Origin of the sequence: Paenibacillus lignilyticus (assembly GCF_017942085.1) — a bacterium.
GTDB lineage: Bacteria > Bacillota > Bacilli > Paenibacillales > Paenibacillaceae > Paenibacillus_Z > Paenibacillus_Z lignilyticus.
The window spans coordinates 151,105-168,948 of sequence record NZ_JAGKSP010000011.1 but is presented as its reverse complement, the minus strand read 5'-3'; the positions used below and the strand labels follow the sequence as shown (position 1 = coordinate 168,948).

The 17,844-nt window shown below is 49.7% G+C and carries 13 protein-coding genes; 11 read left to right on the top strand and 2 right to left on the bottom strand.

Features of this window, described 5'->3' with window-relative positions; genetic code table 11:
* The first annotated feature begins 23 nt into the window (after positions 1-23).
* Complete coding sequence (locus tag I8J30_RS23045; protein WP_210662128.1) at positions 24-2,111, top strand: GxGYxYP domain-containing protein; 2,088 nt, start codon at positions 24-26, stop codon at positions 2,109-2,111.
* A 606-nt stretch (positions 2,112-2,717) separates the two neighbouring features.
* Here I8J30_RS23045 and I8J30_RS23040 read toward each other — a convergent pair.
* Complete coding sequence (locus tag I8J30_RS23040; protein WP_210662126.1) at positions 2,718-3,062, bottom strand: helix-turn-helix domain-containing protein; 345 nt, start codon at positions 3,060-3,062, stop codon at positions 2,718-2,720.
* Positions 3,063-3,236: 174 nt separating this feature from the next.
* Here I8J30_RS23040 and I8J30_RS23035 point away from each other — a divergent pair, with 174 nt between their 5' ends.
* Positions 3,237-3,653: a hypothetical protein gene (locus I8J30_RS23035; protein WP_210662124.1), complete on the top strand. Its 417-nt coding sequence runs from the start codon at positions 3,237-3,239 to the stop codon at positions 3,651-3,653.
* Between the two features lie 91 nt (positions 3,654-3,744).
* Here the strand turns inward: I8J30_RS23035 and I8J30_RS23030 are convergent, their stop codons facing one another.
* The gene (locus I8J30_RS23030) at positions 3,745-4,791 is read right to left on the bottom strand and encodes a LacI family DNA-binding transcriptional regulator (RefSeq protein ID WP_210662122.1); all 1,047 of its coding nucleotides are present in this window, start codon (positions 4,789-4,791) and stop codon (positions 3,745-3,747) included.
* Between the two features lie 402 nt (positions 4,792-5,193).
* On the opposite strand from I8J30_RS23030, the gene I8J30_RS23025 reads away from it, so the two are divergent.
* From I8J30_RS23025 to I8J30_RS22985, 9 genes are all read left to right on the top strand, one after another.
* Positions 5,194-7,809: a cadherin-like beta sandwich domain-containing protein gene (locus tag I8J30_RS23025; protein ID WP_210662120.1), complete on the top strand. Its 2,616-nt coding sequence runs from the start codon at positions 5,194-5,196 to the stop codon at positions 7,807-7,809.
* A 183-nt stretch (positions 7,810-7,992) separates the two neighbouring features.
* Positions 7,993-9,099: a glycoside hydrolase 5 family protein gene (locus I8J30_RS23020; RefSeq protein ID WP_210662118.1), complete on the top strand. Its 1,107-nt coding sequence runs from the start codon at positions 7,993-7,995 to the stop codon at positions 9,097-9,099.
* Between the two features lie 191 nt (positions 9,100-9,290).
* A complete protein-coding gene (locus I8J30_RS23015) occupies positions 9,291-11,039 on the top strand; it encodes a sensor histidine kinase (RefSeq protein ID WP_210662117.1) in 1,749 nt (582 codons plus the stop codon).
* The gene (locus I8J30_RS23010; protein ID WP_091223674.1) at positions 11,036-11,809 is read left to right on the top strand and encodes a response regulator transcription factor; all 774 of its coding nucleotides are present in this window, start codon (positions 11,036-11,038) and stop codon (positions 11,807-11,809) included. Before I8J30_RS23015 ends, I8J30_RS23010 begins: the two co-directional genes overlap by 4 nt.
* Before the next feature lie 201 nt (positions 11,810-12,010).
* Entirely contained in the window at positions 12,011-13,741 is a 1,731-nt protein-coding gene (locus tag I8J30_RS23005) for a type 2 periplasmic-binding domain-containing protein (protein ID WP_210662115.1), read from the top strand.
* 82 nt (positions 13,742-13,823) lie between these two features.
* Positions 13,824-14,729, top strand: a complete 906-nt coding sequence (locus I8J30_RS23000; RefSeq protein ID WP_240548300.1) for an ABC transporter permease — start codon at positions 13,824-13,826, stop codon at positions 14,727-14,729.
* An 18-nt stretch (positions 14,730-14,747) separates the two neighbouring features.
* Complete coding sequence (locus I8J30_RS22995; protein ID WP_091223678.1) at positions 14,748-15,632, top strand: carbohydrate ABC transporter permease; 885 nt, start codon at positions 14,748-14,750, stop codon at positions 15,630-15,632.
* Between the two features lie 145 nt (positions 15,633-15,777).
* Positions 15,778-16,884 carry a glycoside hydrolase family 172 protein gene (locus I8J30_RS22990; protein ID WP_210662113.1) on the top strand — a complete coding sequence of 369 codons (1,107 nt, stop codon included), beginning with the start codon at positions 15,778-15,780 and terminating at the stop codon, positions 16,882-16,884.
* A 188-nt stretch (positions 16,885-17,072) separates the two neighbouring features.
* Positions 17,073-17,831, top strand: a complete 759-nt coding sequence (locus I8J30_RS22985) for a phytanoyl-CoA dioxygenase family protein (protein WP_210662111.1) — start codon at positions 17,073-17,075, stop codon at positions 17,829-17,831.
* Positions 17,832-17,844 lie beyond the last annotated feature (13 nt).

Sequence of the window (17,844 nt, the reverse complement as noted above, 5' to 3'; positions counted from 1 at the left end):
ATTATGGAGAGGTGTAAGTAAATATGATCCGAAAGCTAACCGCAATCAGTCTGGCTTTAGTTTGCACAATGTCATTCTCATCCGGCACTTTTGCCGAGTCTCCTCAGGACAAATCTGCGGAGCCCCAGAATGCTGCAAACCAATCTGCGAGCAATTCATCCATCTCTTGGCCGAAGGATCAAATGCTCCCCAATTTCAAACAGGCGAAGCAACTGGATGTTGCTGATATTTATGACGCTCCGGGAGACATTAAGCTGTTGTTCAGTACGTTGCAGGGCATTGTGAATCGGCAGCAGCCGCGGATTTACCTGCTTGAGAACAAAGAAGAAGGTAAATTCAAATGGCTTAACGACCTGGATGTAAACTACCGTGTTTATGACAGCTACTGGGATATTCTGAAGCGCTATAAAGGCGAAGTCAAAGGCATCATTATTTACGATCCAGCCGTCCCGGATTCAATTAACGTTGCTACTACGCTGGCGGGGCTAAAAGGCGGCGTGGCTGTAAGCCCAGAGCTTGCCGAACAGTTGAAAGCTGCTCCATATAACCTAAGTGTGATTGAGGATCTGCAGGGGAAATTTAAAGACCGGTTAGATGCTTACACGTGGCAGTATGAGAACCTATGGAAAGATGCGACGCACAGGATGATCGTCGGACTTAGTCCGGATACAACCGCGCGCGTACCGGTTGAACAGCCGGATCGTTTCGAAACAGTCGCGCAGGAGCCGACGGAAGAGCGTGATGCAGCGAATCGCAAAGTATACGACCTTGATTTGAGCAAATATTTGAGCAAGCCTGATGTTTATGTGAAATTCGGGGATGCTTTCCCGGCTGACGGATGGGGTGCTGCGGTGCATGAGATCACCGTGAAAGCGGATGGCCAAGTCATCGCGCATTTCCTTCCGGGTAAGCCTGAGGAAGAGCCGTTCCTCTACGATCCGCAAAGCTCGCAAGTTTCGGATGGCAGCGGCGGTCATCGTTTTGCCGATAACGGACGTTACTTCACGTATAAATTCACGCCGCCGGCCGGAACGAAGGAGCTGGTTGTATCCGCGGACATGTGGAACCAATACAAAGTAAGTGCCAGCAATGAGAAGCCGTTCACTTCGCTGACGAAGGAGCCGTATGGATACCTGCGCGACTACGCGGTTGCTAATAAAGCAATGGTGTTCTGGCTCGATTCCAATGTTCCGGAGCAGAAGGCGCTCTTTGAGAAAATTCTCTCGGATGTGAAACCGGGCACGCCTTACCTGGGTTGGTTCAACAATGATGTGGAAGGCGAGTTCAACGGCGTTGAAATCACTTCCAACCACGGTGTTTATGTCTTAGCGGCAGACTGGTTCAGCAATTTGACCGTGTTCTCCGGTTCCAAGCCGAAGGACGTGAAGTCGAAAGAGCCGGCTCCGGTGAAGCTGGAGAACAAAATCTATGTCTCTTATACGTTCAGTGAAGGGGACAACCTTCAATATAACCAACACCGGATGCGCATTCTGTGGGACGACCCAAGCCGCGGCCAAGTGCCGATCAACTGGACATCCAGCCCGCTGTTATACGATGCTGCTCCCGTAATGCTGAACTACTTCCAGAGTACGGCGACAGCGAATGATCAAATTATCGCCGGACCTTCCGGTGCCGGATACTTCTACCCGGATGCTTGGCCGGACAGCTCTTTCGCGGATTTCCTGAAGAGCAGCAAGAAGTATCTGAAACAGACCGGAATGGACATTCCTTATATCCTTAACCGCGTAGACGGGCAGAATATTCCGCTCAGCGATGCTAAGAGCACGGCATACCGCAAGGAGTACAATCCATCAGGGGTATTCTTAAGCTGGGGAGATACTACCGAAGTGCAAATCAGCAATGGATTGCCGGTTTCGACAATCCGAGGCATTAGCGCCGTGAGCGAAGGCAAGAAGATTCTCGCCGATGCCAAAGCGAAATGGGATGGCAAATCGCCGCTCTTCATCTCGCTTGGTCTGCTGGCTTGGAGCTTGACGCCTACGGACGTTGTTGCCATTACCGATTCTCTCGGACCGGAATATGACGTCGTCCTGGCGGACCAGTACTTCTCGCTGATTCGTCAAGCGAACAAAATGCCTAGCAAGCCGTAGCGCGTGAGGACCACTGCAGAAGCAGTGGTCCTTTTTTATGCTTCATGAACAAAACTTTAACGGTTGCCAGTGTGGTTATTTTATGAATAATAGCCTTCTTGAAAGGCTAACGGTTGCGACGGACGTTATTTGCAGCAAAATCGTCGATTGCCAGTGGAAAACGTTCCAATAAGCGCTCTGGCAACCGTTAGCATATAAAAAAGGTCGGTATAGGCCAAATAACCGCTGCCACAACCGTTAGCGTTAGACTTGGAAAGCGACAAAGCATACACTCATCGCCAAATAGGATTTTCCCTATGGAGATTTCGTTTACCGATAAGCGGTTGAACTATAAAAGGCTTCCCGCCACCGTTCATCCGAACGTGAGGGAAGCCTCTTTTATTACCATGTTTTACTAGTTTATGTCAACAATAATCTACCAATTTGAATCGATATTTCAAATTTGGCAAATCGATTTATACTAATACTATAAGAACAGCTGCCAAAGGGGTAAGCCGAGGTCCATGGACGACGTTCAGCGCATGATCGAAGAATTGAAGAAGGAAATACCGGAATTACGTGAGGTGCCGACTGAGGAATTGATTGCGTTCATTCAGAATGCGATCATCATGTCGTTTCTTCAAAAACCAACTGAATGATCTTCTCCAGCTTCTCTCGGGTTCGCTCTCTGGTCAGATCAATGTTGTAGCGCTGCACGAGGTCCTTAATGATGATCTCCTCTTGGGTAGAAGCCATCGGCGTATGAGCGAATTCTTTGCCGGTCGTGAGCCAATCCACGCTAACCTCGAAGAATGCTGCTATATGGGATGTCATATCATGGCCGGGCTCACGTTTATTCGTCTCGTACATCCCTAACGTGCTTTTCCCGATCGATAATAACTTCGAAAACTCCTCTTGCGACAACCCCTTACGATGCCTCAAGTAAGACAGGCGTTCTCCGAACGTACGCATCCGTTCACCTCCATGACGTCATCCAATCATTTGCTATTATAGCTTACAACCTATTGTCGAGGAAAATCGGACTCGAAAAGAGTCTTTTGTTATTTACAATCACGTAATGTGAACATATACTAATAGCTATAAAAGTCGCATTATGTGATTGTGATAGGAGGTAGAATGCAATAGGTGGTCAACAAAAGCAACGAGAGAACGGATTCCATTTATGTCTACTGCGTCAAAATGGAACCGGTCAACAACCAGGTGATTTGCCGAAATTTGAATTTGGCCACAGAAGTACTATACATGGGGGTAACGCCGCAATTAAGGGGGAAGTCGAGCTATAAGCCCGGAATTCCGATGTTTGTCACGATGGATGGCGTCTACCTGCAATTAGTCAATGTGGAACACTATAAGCGGGTATTGACCCCGCTTGGCTATGATTTGTTCCATCCATCCTGTCTCGTTAATGTACCGCTCGTGGACCGAATTGAGGTAGGGTTGTACGGCAACGATGCCTTTTTCAAGGGAGATGCGGGAATAAGCGTGCCGATTTCGAAAGCAAAGATTAAGAAATACTCTCATCTGCTGGTTAAGGTGAACTGATGGTTTCCATGCATGACACAAAACAATACAAAGGCTTCTCACCCGCGTTCACCGGAACGTTGGAAGTGGGAAGCCTTTGTTTGCTATATCGTTATCTCGACGATGAACTCTCGCCAAGGACGACCTTGGTCGCCAGTCGCACCGTTTCGAACGCTCGGTCAGGCTTGCTCATGCGGGTGAGCAGCTGCTCGGTTGCCCGCTGCCCGAGCTGGTACTCGTCGAGTGCGACGGTGGTAAGGGTGAAGCCGAGAAACTCGGCTTCGCTAATCTGATCGAATCCCGTAACCGCGATATCGCGAGGGACCGCCTTGCCGATTTCCTTGAGGTATTTGATGACATGAAGGGCGATTTTATCATTCGCGCAAACGAAGGCGGTCGGCAGCTTCGGCAAATCCTTCATAGAACGTGCTATTCCTTCGTAGTTCTGATAGCTCTCCGCGTTCGGCACCGTAATGCAGAAGGATGGCTGGATAGGCAAATTGCCATCGAAATGTGCACGCTGGAATCCAAACCATCGCTCCATGAAGCTGCGGCAGGAGTGAATTTCGCCGATAAATCCAATCTCCGTATGGCCGAGATTCATCAGATGCCTTGTAATCTGGTAGATGCTGTCTTCATTCTCCATAAAGACGACATCGGCCCGTAAATCGGACAGCCGTGTATCAGGATGGATGTTAATGAACGCCTTCGGATGCGGAAGAGCCATCAGTTTCTCTGTATAAGGCTTGTCGAAGCTGCCTGCTACGATAAATCCGGCAATGTCACTTGCGAGCAGGGCCGGCAGCTCAAGCGCTTCAATATCTTCATTTTTAATAAAACTAAGCTTCATCTCATAGCCGCTATGGCTGATCATCTGCTCGACGCCGCTTAAGACATTCAACCAGAAGCCTGTCCCATGATTAATCTGGCTCTTGGTGATATACGCGATGCTCCGGGCCTTGCCTGCGGATTCGGCAGCAGCAGTACCACCGCCGACGGACAGCTTGACCTTCTTATAACCCATGGCGATGGCGTGGTCCACCACCCGCTTTCGCGTTTCGACGGTAATGCTGGGATGACCGTTAAGCGCCTTGGAAACCGTGTTCCGGGAAAGGCCGAGTGCTAGGGAAATATCGCTGGTCGTAATTTTTCTACTCACGGCAATCCATCCTTCGAAGTTGAGATCTCTCTTTTTATTGTAAGTTAGCCATGTTTTTTGTCAATAAACAAAACATCATTTTTGTAACTAAACAAATATTTGGACAAACATAGGCTTAACAATTGGTAAATTCGAAAATTGCATATTTACAGCCATATTTTATATCGCCTATAATCGGAATCACGAAAGAGTCGATTGATGAAAATAGAAATTGTAACGTTATGTGTTACAAAATTAAATGAAATGTAACCTACTAAGTTACAAAGTGGATTCCTTGACGGAGTCTCTATTTCCCACAATAATGTAAGCGCTTCACGTTAGCGAGAGGGGGAGTTCTAGCGAGAATGTCAATGCTGGGCTTAAGGAATTTACTAAAACTACATTAGTTGGGGTGAATGAAGAATGATCAAGCTTCGTAAACAAATCGCCTTATTCCTCATCATGTCTATGCTGGCAGCCTTGCTTATCGTACCTGTTAGCGCAGACGCGGCGGCAGATACGGCACAATTCAATTTCGAGACCAATACACAAGGTTTTGTAGGAACAACAGGGGCGACGCTGGCCGTCAGCACGGAGAAAGCCTACCAAGGCAATCAATCCATGAAAATGACACTGAACGTTACAGGCTCCCAAGGACCCTTCGCGAAACTGAGCTCACCTACCGGACTAACTGCAGGAAGCACGTATGAATTTCATATTTGGGTACCGAGCGGTGCAAGCATCGCAGGCGTTCAGCCTTATATGATGGACAGCACCTGGTCATGGACAGGCAACTTCGTACCGTACAACAATTTGACGAAGGATGCATGGAACACGCTGACACTGACCATTCCTGCAGGTGCCAAGACGCCTTTCAATGAGTTTGGCGTGCAAGTGCAATCCAGCGGCGACTTTGCGGGCAGCGTATATATCGACAGCATCGGTATTCTCGGCGGAACGCCTATTGAAGTTCCGAATCCCGCGGGCTTAAGCGATCTTCGCATCAATGGCACTACTGTAGCCGGCTTCACCAGCAAAGACCTCTCTTATATCGCACACGTTCCGAACGGTACAACTTCAGCTGCTGTAACGGCAACAACTATCGCCGCTGATGCAACTGTAACAATTACCGGAGGCAGCAATCTTGCCGTTGGCGAGAATGCGGTTACGGTAGAGGTAACGGCGAAGGATCTAACCAAGCAGACGTATACGGTTAAACTGATCCGCGATCTTCCTTCAAGCCAAGGCAACCGGATTACGGTACAAGGCACGGAGTTCTATGCCGGCCATGAGCGCATTTGGTTTAACGGAGCCAATACGCCTTGGGATAACTGGAATGATTTTGGCGGCGATTTCGACTACGACTTCTGGGATACCCACTTTGCGCTGCTGCATGCTAACGGCGTGAATGCCTCCCGCGTTTGGATTACTTCCAATGGAGAAGTCGGCATCAACATCGATGCTGAAGGGCATGTGTCAGGCGCGACTGCGGCACATTGGAATGACCTGGACAGCTTGTTCTACCTGGCTCAGAAGCATGGCGTCTACATCATGGCGACACTGCTTTCTTTCGACCATATGAAGAACTCCCATCCGAGCTACGACAGCTGGAGAAAGATGCTGATGAGCGAGGCTAATATCGACTCCTACGTCAGCAACTACGTTATTCCGTTCACGAACCGGTACAAAGACAACCCTTATCTGTGGTCGATCGACTTTATGAACGAGCCGGATTGGGTGTTCGAGGAAAGCAAGCTCCCTTGGGAGAATCTGCAGTCCCTCTTCGCCAAAATGAGCGTAGGCGTTCACGCTAACAGCAATGTGCTTACAACAGTAGGCGTCGCGATGATCAAATACAACAGCGACACCTGTACCGAAGGATGCCAAGGCAATAAAGTCGGCGACAACGCGTTGATGGCCAGAGTCGGCGGCAACCCGCAGGCTAAGCTTGATTTCTGGTCGCCGCATTACTACGACTGGATGGGTCAATATTGGGGAAACCCGATGTACATGACGCCGGAGCAGTTCGGATTGTCAGCGGATCGTCCCGCAGTTATTGGCGAGACCGCTGCACTTGGCACGGCAGGACATACGCTCACGCAAGATTATGCCAGTGCCTATGCGAATGGCTGGCAAGGCATGATGCCATGGACCTCCAACGGCGTGGACGGACTTGGTGATATTACAAGAGTTGGTCCGGCAGCAAGCAGCTTCTACAATCAACATCCTGACTTGGTGTTCCCGTCCGGCATTTCCAAGAACGCTAACCTCAGTGACCTGAAAGTCGATGGTGTCACGGTTGCAGATTTCTCGGCGGATACGCTGTCTTATTCCGTGCAGGTGCCGAACGAAACGATTTCCGTAGAAGTGACGGCTGCTGCAGCAGATGCTTATGCAACCGTTGCTGTTAGCGGCGGATCGGCGCTCGCGATTGGCGACAACACAGTTACCGTAACGGTTACAGCGGAGAACGGCAGTACGAAGGTGTATTCACTGACCGTGAACCGTCCTAAATCCAGCAACGCAAAGCTAAGCGACCTGCGCTTGAACGGCAATACGATAGCAGGCTTCACGCCTGGGCAGCAGACCTATTCGATCACGGTGCCGTTTGACACGCTAGCGGTATATGCAACGGCAAAAGCGTCCGATTCGAAGGCGAAGGTTGTAATCGACAAGCCGCTCACGCTGGTCATTGGCACGAACCTAGTCATGGTTCATGTAACGGCCGAAGACGGCACAAAGCAAACCTACACGATTACGGTTACGCGCGCTAAATCAAGCAACGCAAACCTAAGCTTGCTATTCATTGACGGGAAACCGGTTCCCGGCTTCTCGCCCGACAAGCTCACTTACAAGGTAAACGTTTCTAAGGGCACGAAGTCGGTTAAAGTTACCGCGCTGCCGACATTCCCTACGGCCAAAGTAGCTATTACCGGCGGCAGCGGCTTGGTGAAAGGCAACAATACGGTGACGGTGAAAGTAACGGCACCGGACGGGACAACGCAGCAAACCTACACGTTAACCGTCGTCCGCGGTTAATCCGAATCCATCAAAGTTTTATTTTCCGGGAGGTATCGAACAGTCAGCATAGAGCCGGTTTAAAGACGGAGGCCTTTCTTTGAGAGGGGGGATGTCTGATGAAACTGCCAGCATTGCCATACTAGCCGTTTAGCTAACGCAAGAGATGACTACCCAATTCTAATGAACATGGGAGTGATTGGAATGCAGTTAACGACTCGTCGGACTTTATCCTTGCTTATGGTTATGTGTATGCTCGCAACGTTGCTGACGCTCGTACCGAAGAGGGCCAACGCTGCATTCGGGGACCGGATTACGGTTTCCGGAACGCAGTTTATGGCCGGCGGCAAGCGCATCTGGATGAATGCCGCGAATACGCCATGGAATTCCTGGAATGATTTTGGCGGCAGCTTCAATGCCACCTGGTGGGGCAATCATTTCAAGGCGCTGCACGATAACGGCGTCAACGCAACGCGGGTTTGGATTACATGCGACGGTGAAGTCGGCATTAACATCGCGGCGGACGGCACCGTATCCGGCGCTACGGCGGCGCATTGGAGCAACCTCGATACGCTGTTCCAGCTGGCGCAGCAGAACGGCATCTATATTATGGCAACGCTCATCTCGTTCGACCATTTCAAGAACACCCACTCGGGCCATACGAAATGGCGGAACATGATTAACAGCAGCAGCAAGACGGACACTTTTGTCAATAACTACATCATTCCGTTCGTGAACCGCTACAAAAACAATCCGTACCTCTGGTCGATCGATCTTACCAATGAGCCGGACTGGATCTATGAGGATGCCGCGGCAGGACAGCTGCCTTGGAATGTGCTTCAGCGTTACTTTGCCAAAGCTGCGGTGGCGATTCACAACAACAGCCAAATTCTCGTGACGGTCGGCATGGCGATGATCAAGTATAACAGCGATACCGTATCCGGCGCACAAGGCAACAAAATCAGCAATGCGGCGCTGCAGGCCCAAGTGAACAACACAAAGGCGAAGGTCGACTTCTACTCGGTGCACTATTACGACTGGATGGGTCAGTATTGGGGCAATCCGTTCTACATGTCGCCTGCATCCTACGGCCTCGAAACTAGCAAGCCGGCGATGCTTGGCGAAACGCCGGGAGTAGGAACATCCGGGCATACGCTGACGCAGGATTACGAGAACGGCTACTTGAACGGCTGGCAGGGAGCGCAGGCTTGGACCTCGAACGGGGTTGATTCGGCCGGCAACTTCAGCACGCTAACGCCTGCGACGAATGCGTTCCGCAACAACCATACCGCATTGGTATTCCCGTCATAAGCGCATTACAGCAGCATCAATCAAAGGCTGGCCCTTGGTCCGAATGGACCAAGGCCAGCCTTGCTTCTTAGGAGGGAACGCGAAAGCTGTAAAATTATGTATGATCGTGGCGGATTGACGGTTCCCTTTTACATTCCTTACAATAATAACAATCAATGGAAACTAATCATCAGGAGCGGGGGAACCACAAATTGCTGCCGAAATCATCGTACTCTTTAAAGAACAGGGCGTATTTTTTCCTAATCCTCAGCTCAATCATTCCGTTATCGCTAATCGGCTATATCTCCTATGTATCTATGATTTCCTTGCTGAACACGAATATCGATGATGGCATTCACAGCAATATGAAGCAGTTTCAAATTAGCGTTGACCATGTGTTCTCGAATTTAGAAGATTCGGCGCTCCAGCTTGCGATGTATAACGGACGAGTGGCGGATGATATTGAGACTTTTATCGATACCAAAGATATCTTGACCAAATACGAGAAGAAGAAAGCGGTCATTGAAAGCATCTCGCTCATTAATGCCGCGAAGCCGGACCTTGGGCTCATTTTCTTCTATTATGCCAACAAGAATCAGGTCATGTTCGAGAATCAGAGCGTGACGGAGGGATTTAGCCTAGAGCTGCTGCCCAAGCTTGCGGATGGCATTAACGCCAACTTCTATGGTCCCCATATGACGGTAAAATCGGCGAAGGATATGCAGGTTTTCTCCATCGCACGCAAGGTGAACCTCATTGAGGGAGCCGATTTATACGTTTATGTCGAGACCGGCATTAAGCTGTTTGAAGATCTCTTGAAATCGCAGCAGTACAAGCTGGATGTATCCTCCATTCTGCTGAACGATAAGGGACAGGTCATGTACAGCCAGCGTCCGGAGGATTTCGCGATCGGCGAGCGAATCGATGTCAAGCAGCTCAGCAGTACGAGCAAATCCGATACGATCAAGCAAGGCTATTATGTCTTCTCGCAGAAGGGCGAGCAGGGATGGTATATTCTCTCCGCCGTGAAGACGAAAGCCTACAGCGCGGACGTCAAGAAGTGGATCGGCAAATTCGCGCTGTTCGCCGCACTGTCGATTGTCATCAGCTTGTTTCTGGGGCTCTCCATATGGAGAATTGTCTCGCGGCCGCTGCGGACCATTAACAGAGAGATTATTTTGCTGGCGCACAACAAATTTAATTCCAAGGTGAAGATGACCGGAATCGTAGAGTTCGATCGTTTGCTGGAGCAGTTTAACGATATGAAAATCAAAATTTCGGACTTGTTCAAGGAGCTGGAGGAGAAGGAGCGCAAGAAGCGAGTCATTGAGGTGGAGAAGATCCTGCATCAAATTAATCCTCACTTCTTGCATAATACGCTGAACACCGTCCAGTGGCTGGCCAGAATGAACGGGCAGGACGAGATTGACCGTCTGGTCGCCTTATTCACGAGGGTGCTTCACTATAATCTGGGCAAGGAAGGCGGCATCGTCTCCTTGAACGAGGAAGTGGAGGCGCTTCAGAACTATGTGGATTTGCAGCGAATTCGGTATGCCTATCATTTTGACGTGCAAATTGTCGTAGATCCTGCGCTCGGTGACGTCAGTATCCCGCGGTTTATCATGCAGCCGATTGTCGAGAATGCCATCTACCATGGACTCAAAGATGAAAGCGGATCCATTAAGATCGCCGTATATGAGCAGGACAAGCAGTTGATTATTACCGTTGAGGACAGCGGGGAAGGTATGACCGACGCGGACATTGCCAGAATGCTGGAGCCGCAATCCGAGGAGCACAAGAAGGTTGGTATGGGAATCGGACTAAGTTATGTCAAATACATGCTGGAAGTGAATTACGGTCAAGAGGCCGAAATGGACATCAAGGGCGAGAAGGGCAAAGGCACCGTATTCAAGCTCCGCCTACCCATCAACCGCAGAGAGCATAAGGAGGAATTACAATGATCAGAACTTTAATCGTAGATGATGAAATCTATGTGAGAAAAGGGCTTATTTCCGTACTTCCGTGGGAGAAATTCAGCTTCAAGATCGTCGGCGACGTCAGCAGCGGCGACAAAGCGCTTGAGTTTCTGAAAGGCAACGGTGTCGATGTCATGTTTATGGATCTGACGATGCCGGGCATGTCGGGGTTCGAGCTCATGAAGGAAACGCAAAACAGCTTCCCCGATCTGAAGGTGGTCGTGCTGACCTGCCATCAAGACTTTGAGTTCATTCAAGAGACGATGCGCCTTGGCGCGATTGATTATATTGTGAAAACACAGCTGGAAAAGGAGAAGCTCGAGGATGTGCTGGCGCGAATCGAGAGCCGCATCCGCCGCGAGAACAAAGACCGGAGCGGGAGCGAGTATGCGCCGATCTTTAAGAACGAACAAGGGAAACGCTACTCCGAGGAAGTGGTCTCTTGTATTAATAATGCGGTCAAATTCATGAACGAGCATTTATTCCATGGCATCAACCAAGAAGAGGTCGCCAAAGCCGTCAACATGAGCAGAGGGTATTTCAGCCTGTGCTTCAAGGATATCGTGGGAACCCCGTTCAGCGACTATTTGAAAAACCTGAAGATCCAATCCGCCGAATCGCTGCTGCGCAAAACGAGCAAGCCCGTCTACTTGATCGCGGACCAGCTCGGCTTCCAAGATGAGAAGTATTTCAGCAAGCTGTTCCGCGAGCATTGCGGCATGACGCCCACGGAGTTCCGGGAACGGAATCGATAATGATTGAATTGGAAAATTAAGCGCTTTCAACAACAAGGGAAGATTATGCTGAAATAGTACGAAATTTGTATTGGAAACGCGTATAGTTGATAACCGGATTCCCAGTTGCTGATGATGATTGTCTATCTCGTCCTTCCGCAATTCAGGCTTACTATAGAGATACGCAATACAACAAATTCACAGAGGTCAAGGGGGATTCAAGTGAACAACAAAGTAAAGGCAGCAGCATCGATTTCACTGATCGCGGCGTTAATGTTGACAAGCGCGGCATGCGGCAATTCGAACAATACAAGCGAGAACGGCAACACTGCAGCAGCTAACAATGCGGCAGCAACGAATGAGTCCGGTACGAATAACGCGGCAGCAGAAAACACTGCGCCTGCTGAGAAGCCTGATCCGTTTGCCAAGATGGACGAGTTGGTTGAATTCACTACAGGGATTTCGATTTCCGCGGAAGCGAAACCGCCTGCAGGAGAGAGCTTTGAGAATAACGATGTACAGAAATGGTTTGAAGAGAATTTGAATGTGAAGCCGAAGATGGCTTGGTCGACAAGCGACCAGAACTTTGCTTTCGAGCAAAAGGTCAGCTTGCTGATTGCGGCAAACAACATTCCGGACGTGCTTTCGATCAGCGTGGATCCGAACGGTCTGAGCATCTTGAAGAAACTGATTAAAGCAGACATGATCGAGGATCTGTCTAAGGTATACGAAGATTATGCATCGCCATTCCTCAAAGAAAGCATTGCATTAGGTGGACCTGATGCGCTGAACGCGGTTTCCTCCGACGGCAAGCTCTATGCGATTCCATCGATCGCAGACGTTGAAACGGCAATCCCGGTTATATGGACACGGAAGGATTGGCTGGATCAAGTAGGTCTTCCTGAACCGAAAACGCTTGATGATGTCGAGACTGCGCTTAAAGCGTTCAAAGACAAATTCGGTGCAGGCGTGCTTCCTGCCCAACAAAATATTTACGGCGCAGACACAAACTCCTTTGACTTCGTATTCGGAGCGTACAATTCCTATCCGGGCCAATGGGTGAAAACAGCAGACGGAAGCGTAGGTTACGGTTCCGTTCAGCCTGAAATGAAAGGCGCGCTGGAAAGATTGGCGAAATGGTACAAAGAAGGCATGATCGCGCCGGATTTCATCATGAATGACAGCAACAAATCGGTTGAAATGATTGCCAAAGGCAAAGCAGGTGTCTTCCAAGGCGCTTGGTGGTCTACTTGGTATCCGCTTCCCGACTCCATCAAGAACGATCACAACGCGAACTGGCAGGCGACTGTACTGCAAGGCGTAGACGGCGTTGCTCATGCTAAAGGTTACGGCGCCGTTAGATCGTTTGTTGTCGTGAAGAAAGGCTTCAGTCACCCGGAAGCCATCATGAAAATGCTGAACTATGCGCAAGAAGCAAACACGAAACATCTGGATTGGTACAATAAGCTGACTATCGACGAAGGCGCTAAATATTTGAATGCGAAAATGCCTTTGCTGCCGGTTGGCGTAAGTGCGAAGGACCCGCATGAAATTACGGTTCGTTACAAAGCGATTCAAGATGTCCTAAACGGCACAACGCCTATGGACAAAGCAGATCCGGAGTCGAAAGCGCAGGCAACGGCGATTCAGAACTACGAGAAAGCTACGGATAAGTTTGCGGATATGGGGCTGTGGAGCCTTGCTAACCAATTCGCGGTCGGCGCAGCGGGTCTTGTTAAAAACCCGGTTCAACAAACACTTCCGGCATTTATCGGTTCGACCGATTTGATGCAGAAGAAGAAAGCTTCCATGGATGACCTGGAGAAGAAGACGTTCCTTGAAATCATTACAGGCAAGAAATCGATTGACGAATTCGATAGCTTCGTTAAGCTCTGGAACGACATGGGCGGTAAAGATATCACGGCCGAAGTGAATGATATCGTAGGTAAATAATTCAGATTTCTTACTCTTTAACAAGTGCTGAGCTGCCCCCCAGCCTCGGCACTTGTTTCATCCGAATTGAGGTGGAATGATGTTGAAGACGAACAGAGTGCGTAGCAAGGAAGCCATCCACTATCACTTCATGTTGTTTCCGAGTATTGTCCTATTGGCTATTTTCAGCATTTATCCAACGCTTGGATCTATCATGGCTTTCAAATATTTTGATCCGATCGCCGGCATATGGGGATCGCCCTGGGCGGGGCTGGACCATTTCAAAATGCTGTTTCAAATACCGGAGTTTAAACAAATTACCATGAATACGATTACGATCTCCATTATCAAAATCATCCTCAATATTTCCTGCGCGCTTGCTTTCGCTTTGCTGCTGCACGAAATTAAGAAAAAGTGGTTCAAGAGATCGGTACAGACGATCGTGTATCTGCCGTTCTTTCTATCGTGGGTTATTATGGCCGGTATTTTCAAAGACTTCTTCTCGATTGACGGTTTGATCAACGGCTTGGTTCACAAAATCTCCGGCGGCGAGCCGACCATGTTCTTCAATAATAACACCTGGTTTATGATCATCATTTATTTAACGGATGTGTGGAAGGGCTTCGGATTTAATGCCATCGTCTTCTTGGCGGCGCTAACGGCTATTAATCCGAATCTGTATGAAGCAGCTGATGTGGATGGCGCTTCAAGATGGGCGAAGTTGGTGAATATTACGCTGCCGAGTATCAAGGGTACGGTTATCTTGATTCTGATCCTGAGCCTTCAAGGTATTCTAAGCGGAGGCTTTGACCAAATCTTCAACTTGTACAATCCGCTGGTCTATCAAGTGGCGGATATCTATGACACGTATATTTACCGGATGGGTTTCCAGAGCAATCAATATGAATTCGCTACTGCAGTAGGGCTGTTCCGATCGGCAGTTGCCTTTATATTTATTCTAATCTCGCAATGGCTGGCAGAAAAATACGGCGAATATAAAGTGTTCTAGACGATTGGGGTGAAACGGATGGGAATTCGGTTAACGAAAAGCGATATTATCACCAACACGATCATATACGGTATTCTGACCTTGTTGGCCGTCATTACACTTGTTCCGCTGCTCAACATCCTGGCTATTTCATTGAGCGACAGCGCCAAAGCGACGGCAGGTCTCGTAACGATTTATCCGCTCGGCCTGAGCTGGAAGACATACACGACGATTTTCCAAGATCACGCCATTCTGACTGCCGCCGGCGTATCGATCAAACGGGTAATCCTTGCATTGATCATTAATATGGTACTGGTTGTCCTGGCTGCTTATCCGCTGTCCAGAAGTAAGAAGGCATTTCGTTCCAGAGGCGTGTACATGTGGATTATTATCGCCACGATGCTGTTTGGACCGAGCGTTGTCCCGATGTTCTTTACAGTGAAGGATATGCACATGCTTGGGACGATCTGGGCGCTTGTCATTCCCGGTGCCGTCGGTCAATTCAATATTATCCTCATGCTTAACTATTTCAGGAATATTCCTTCTGAGCTTGAAGAATCCGCGAGCATTGACGGCGCAGGGCCGTGGCGCAGATTGCTGCAGATCTATATTCCGCTGTCCATGCCGATTATGGCGACTATTGCGCTCTTCGTCGTTGTCGGTAACTGGAACGCTTATTATGATGGCTTAATTTATTCCATGACAACGGACGATTTTCCGCTGCAAACTTACATCCAGCAGCTTGTCGTCAAATTCGATACGACGGTTCGCGATGTAGAGCAGATCAAGAGCATGGCTTCGGTATCCAACCGCAGCTTGACCGCCGCGAAGCTCGTCATCACCATGATTCCGATTCTGGTTGTGTATCCGTTCATGCAGAAGTACTTCATTAGCGGCATCATGCTGGGTTCGGTGAAAGAGTAGTAGTCGCAAGGAAGGAGAGTCCTCGAAGCGTGTTCGCAGAACCGGTTCGGGGTCTTTTTTATTTTACTAGACAACGGGGTATAGGTAGTGGCATTAATAGGTAGAGGACCAATTATATCCCTATATAGACGGAGGTAGCTGCAGCATGCTGTATGAGTTGAAGAACATAGAGAGCCGTGCGTTTACGTCGGAAAATAAAACAGGAGCAATCGGCGCCGGCGGTCAATCGCAGAATGGCCGGAAGGGTTCACCGTGCATCGAAGGGTTCCGGAAAGGTCAGACGATCGAGCTGGTCAATTGCGACGGACCGGGCATGATTCGTCATATATGGATCACGCTTCCGCCTGGCAACATCGATCATATGCGTAACGTCATCATTCGGATGTATTGGGATGGTCAGACACACCCGAGCGTGGAAGCGCCTATCGGTGACTTCTTCGGCGTGGCGCATGGCAGGCAGAAAGTGATGTTATCCGACTGCGTCACGATGCAGAGCGGGAAAGGGCTGAACTGCTGGATTCCGATGCCCTTCAAGGAGAAGGCGATCGTAACCATCGAGAATGACTCCGGCTCTGATGTATCTCATTTGTTCTATCAATTCGACGTGACGCGCGGCGATGAGTTGGACGAGTCGACCGGTTATTTTCATGCGCAATTTAGACGCAGTAATCCTTGCCCGATGCACGAGGATTTCGTCATCGCAGACAACATTAAAGGGCGGGGCGTTTATCTCGGAACGACGCTTGGCGTACGCAGCATCTACCGGGACTGCTGGTGGGGAGAGGGAGAAGTGAAGTTCTATATCGATGGCGATTCGGATTATCCGACCATCTGCGGAACAGGCGCCGAGGACTATATGGGCTCCGCTTGGGGACTCGATGAGGTGCTGACACCGTATCAAGGGGCACCGCTCGTTGATCATGACAACGGCCTTTATTCCATCTATCGTTTCCATGTCCGCGATCCAATCTATTTCCAAGACAGCTTGAAGGTGACGGTACAGCAAATCGGCTACGGCTCCGGCGCCAAAGCACAGGCCTATTGGGGAGATGACTTTACGAGGTATCGGGCAGCGGGTAATGGGCCAGATGCGGATGATTGTTATTTTGAGCTGAGCGATGATTATTGTGCGGTTGCCTACTGGTATCAGTCGCTGCCTTCGCAGCCGTTTGCCGGCTTTCCGTCCAGGGAGGATCGGATAAAGGATTTGCTGGGTGGCGAAACGGACGGCCCGAAACGCAGCGACGTGTAAGGGAAAGGCATTTAGCGAGGCGTTATCCGACAAGTACCATCGAATGCGATGGCTTGTCGGATAGCGCTTTTTTAATGGATCAAAACAGCAAAATGTCACGGAAACGGAGCAAACGATCCTCTATAATCCTGCCTCTATCCGACTTAACATAAGGTCATGGATAAACATTTCGGTAGGAGGTCGAATCGATGCATTTGCATGAGTTGACGATGGAGCAGTATCTTTCCTGGGAGCGAGACGGCTACTTAGCCATTGAAGATTTTCTAAGCGAAGGGGAGCTGCATACCTACAACACGGCGATGGATGCAACACTTGCCGCCTGGAAGGCTAAAGGGAGTATCATGCCGCCTAACATCGATAAGGTGAGCAGCGTCATTGAGCATGGAGAGATTTATCTTGCGCTGATGGAGCATCCGCGGATGATGGGCATTATGCGGGACGTGATTGGCGATGCGTTCACGATGATCGACAATGAGCTGTTTATTAAGCATCCGGGACAAGCAACGCATGCGAATTGGCATAGAGATACCGCAACGACGATGCTGATCGGCGGGAAACGGGTACCGTTTATGGTGAAGGTGTTTTACTTTACGGCCGACGTGCCTTACGACGGAGGCTGCCTTTCCTTCTTGCCGGGCAGCCGGCACATGCGCGATGAAGTGCTGCCTGCTGCGGAAGCGGGAGGACAGATGCCCGGCCATGTGCGGATGAATGTGAGGGCCGGAACGGCAGTCTTGTTCGATGGGGCTACCTATCACGCCGCAATGGATAACACCTCTTCCGAGCAGCGGAGGTCGCTGATTTACAATTACGGTCCGCTGTTTCTCAAGCAATGGCCGGGCTATGAACCGAGCGCTACGCTGCTCGGCAATAAGGAGAACACGCCGCTGCGAAATATGCTGCTCGGCGCCTGCCCGTGGCCGCGCGATCCGCATGTATTCCAGTAGAGAAGGTGATGGA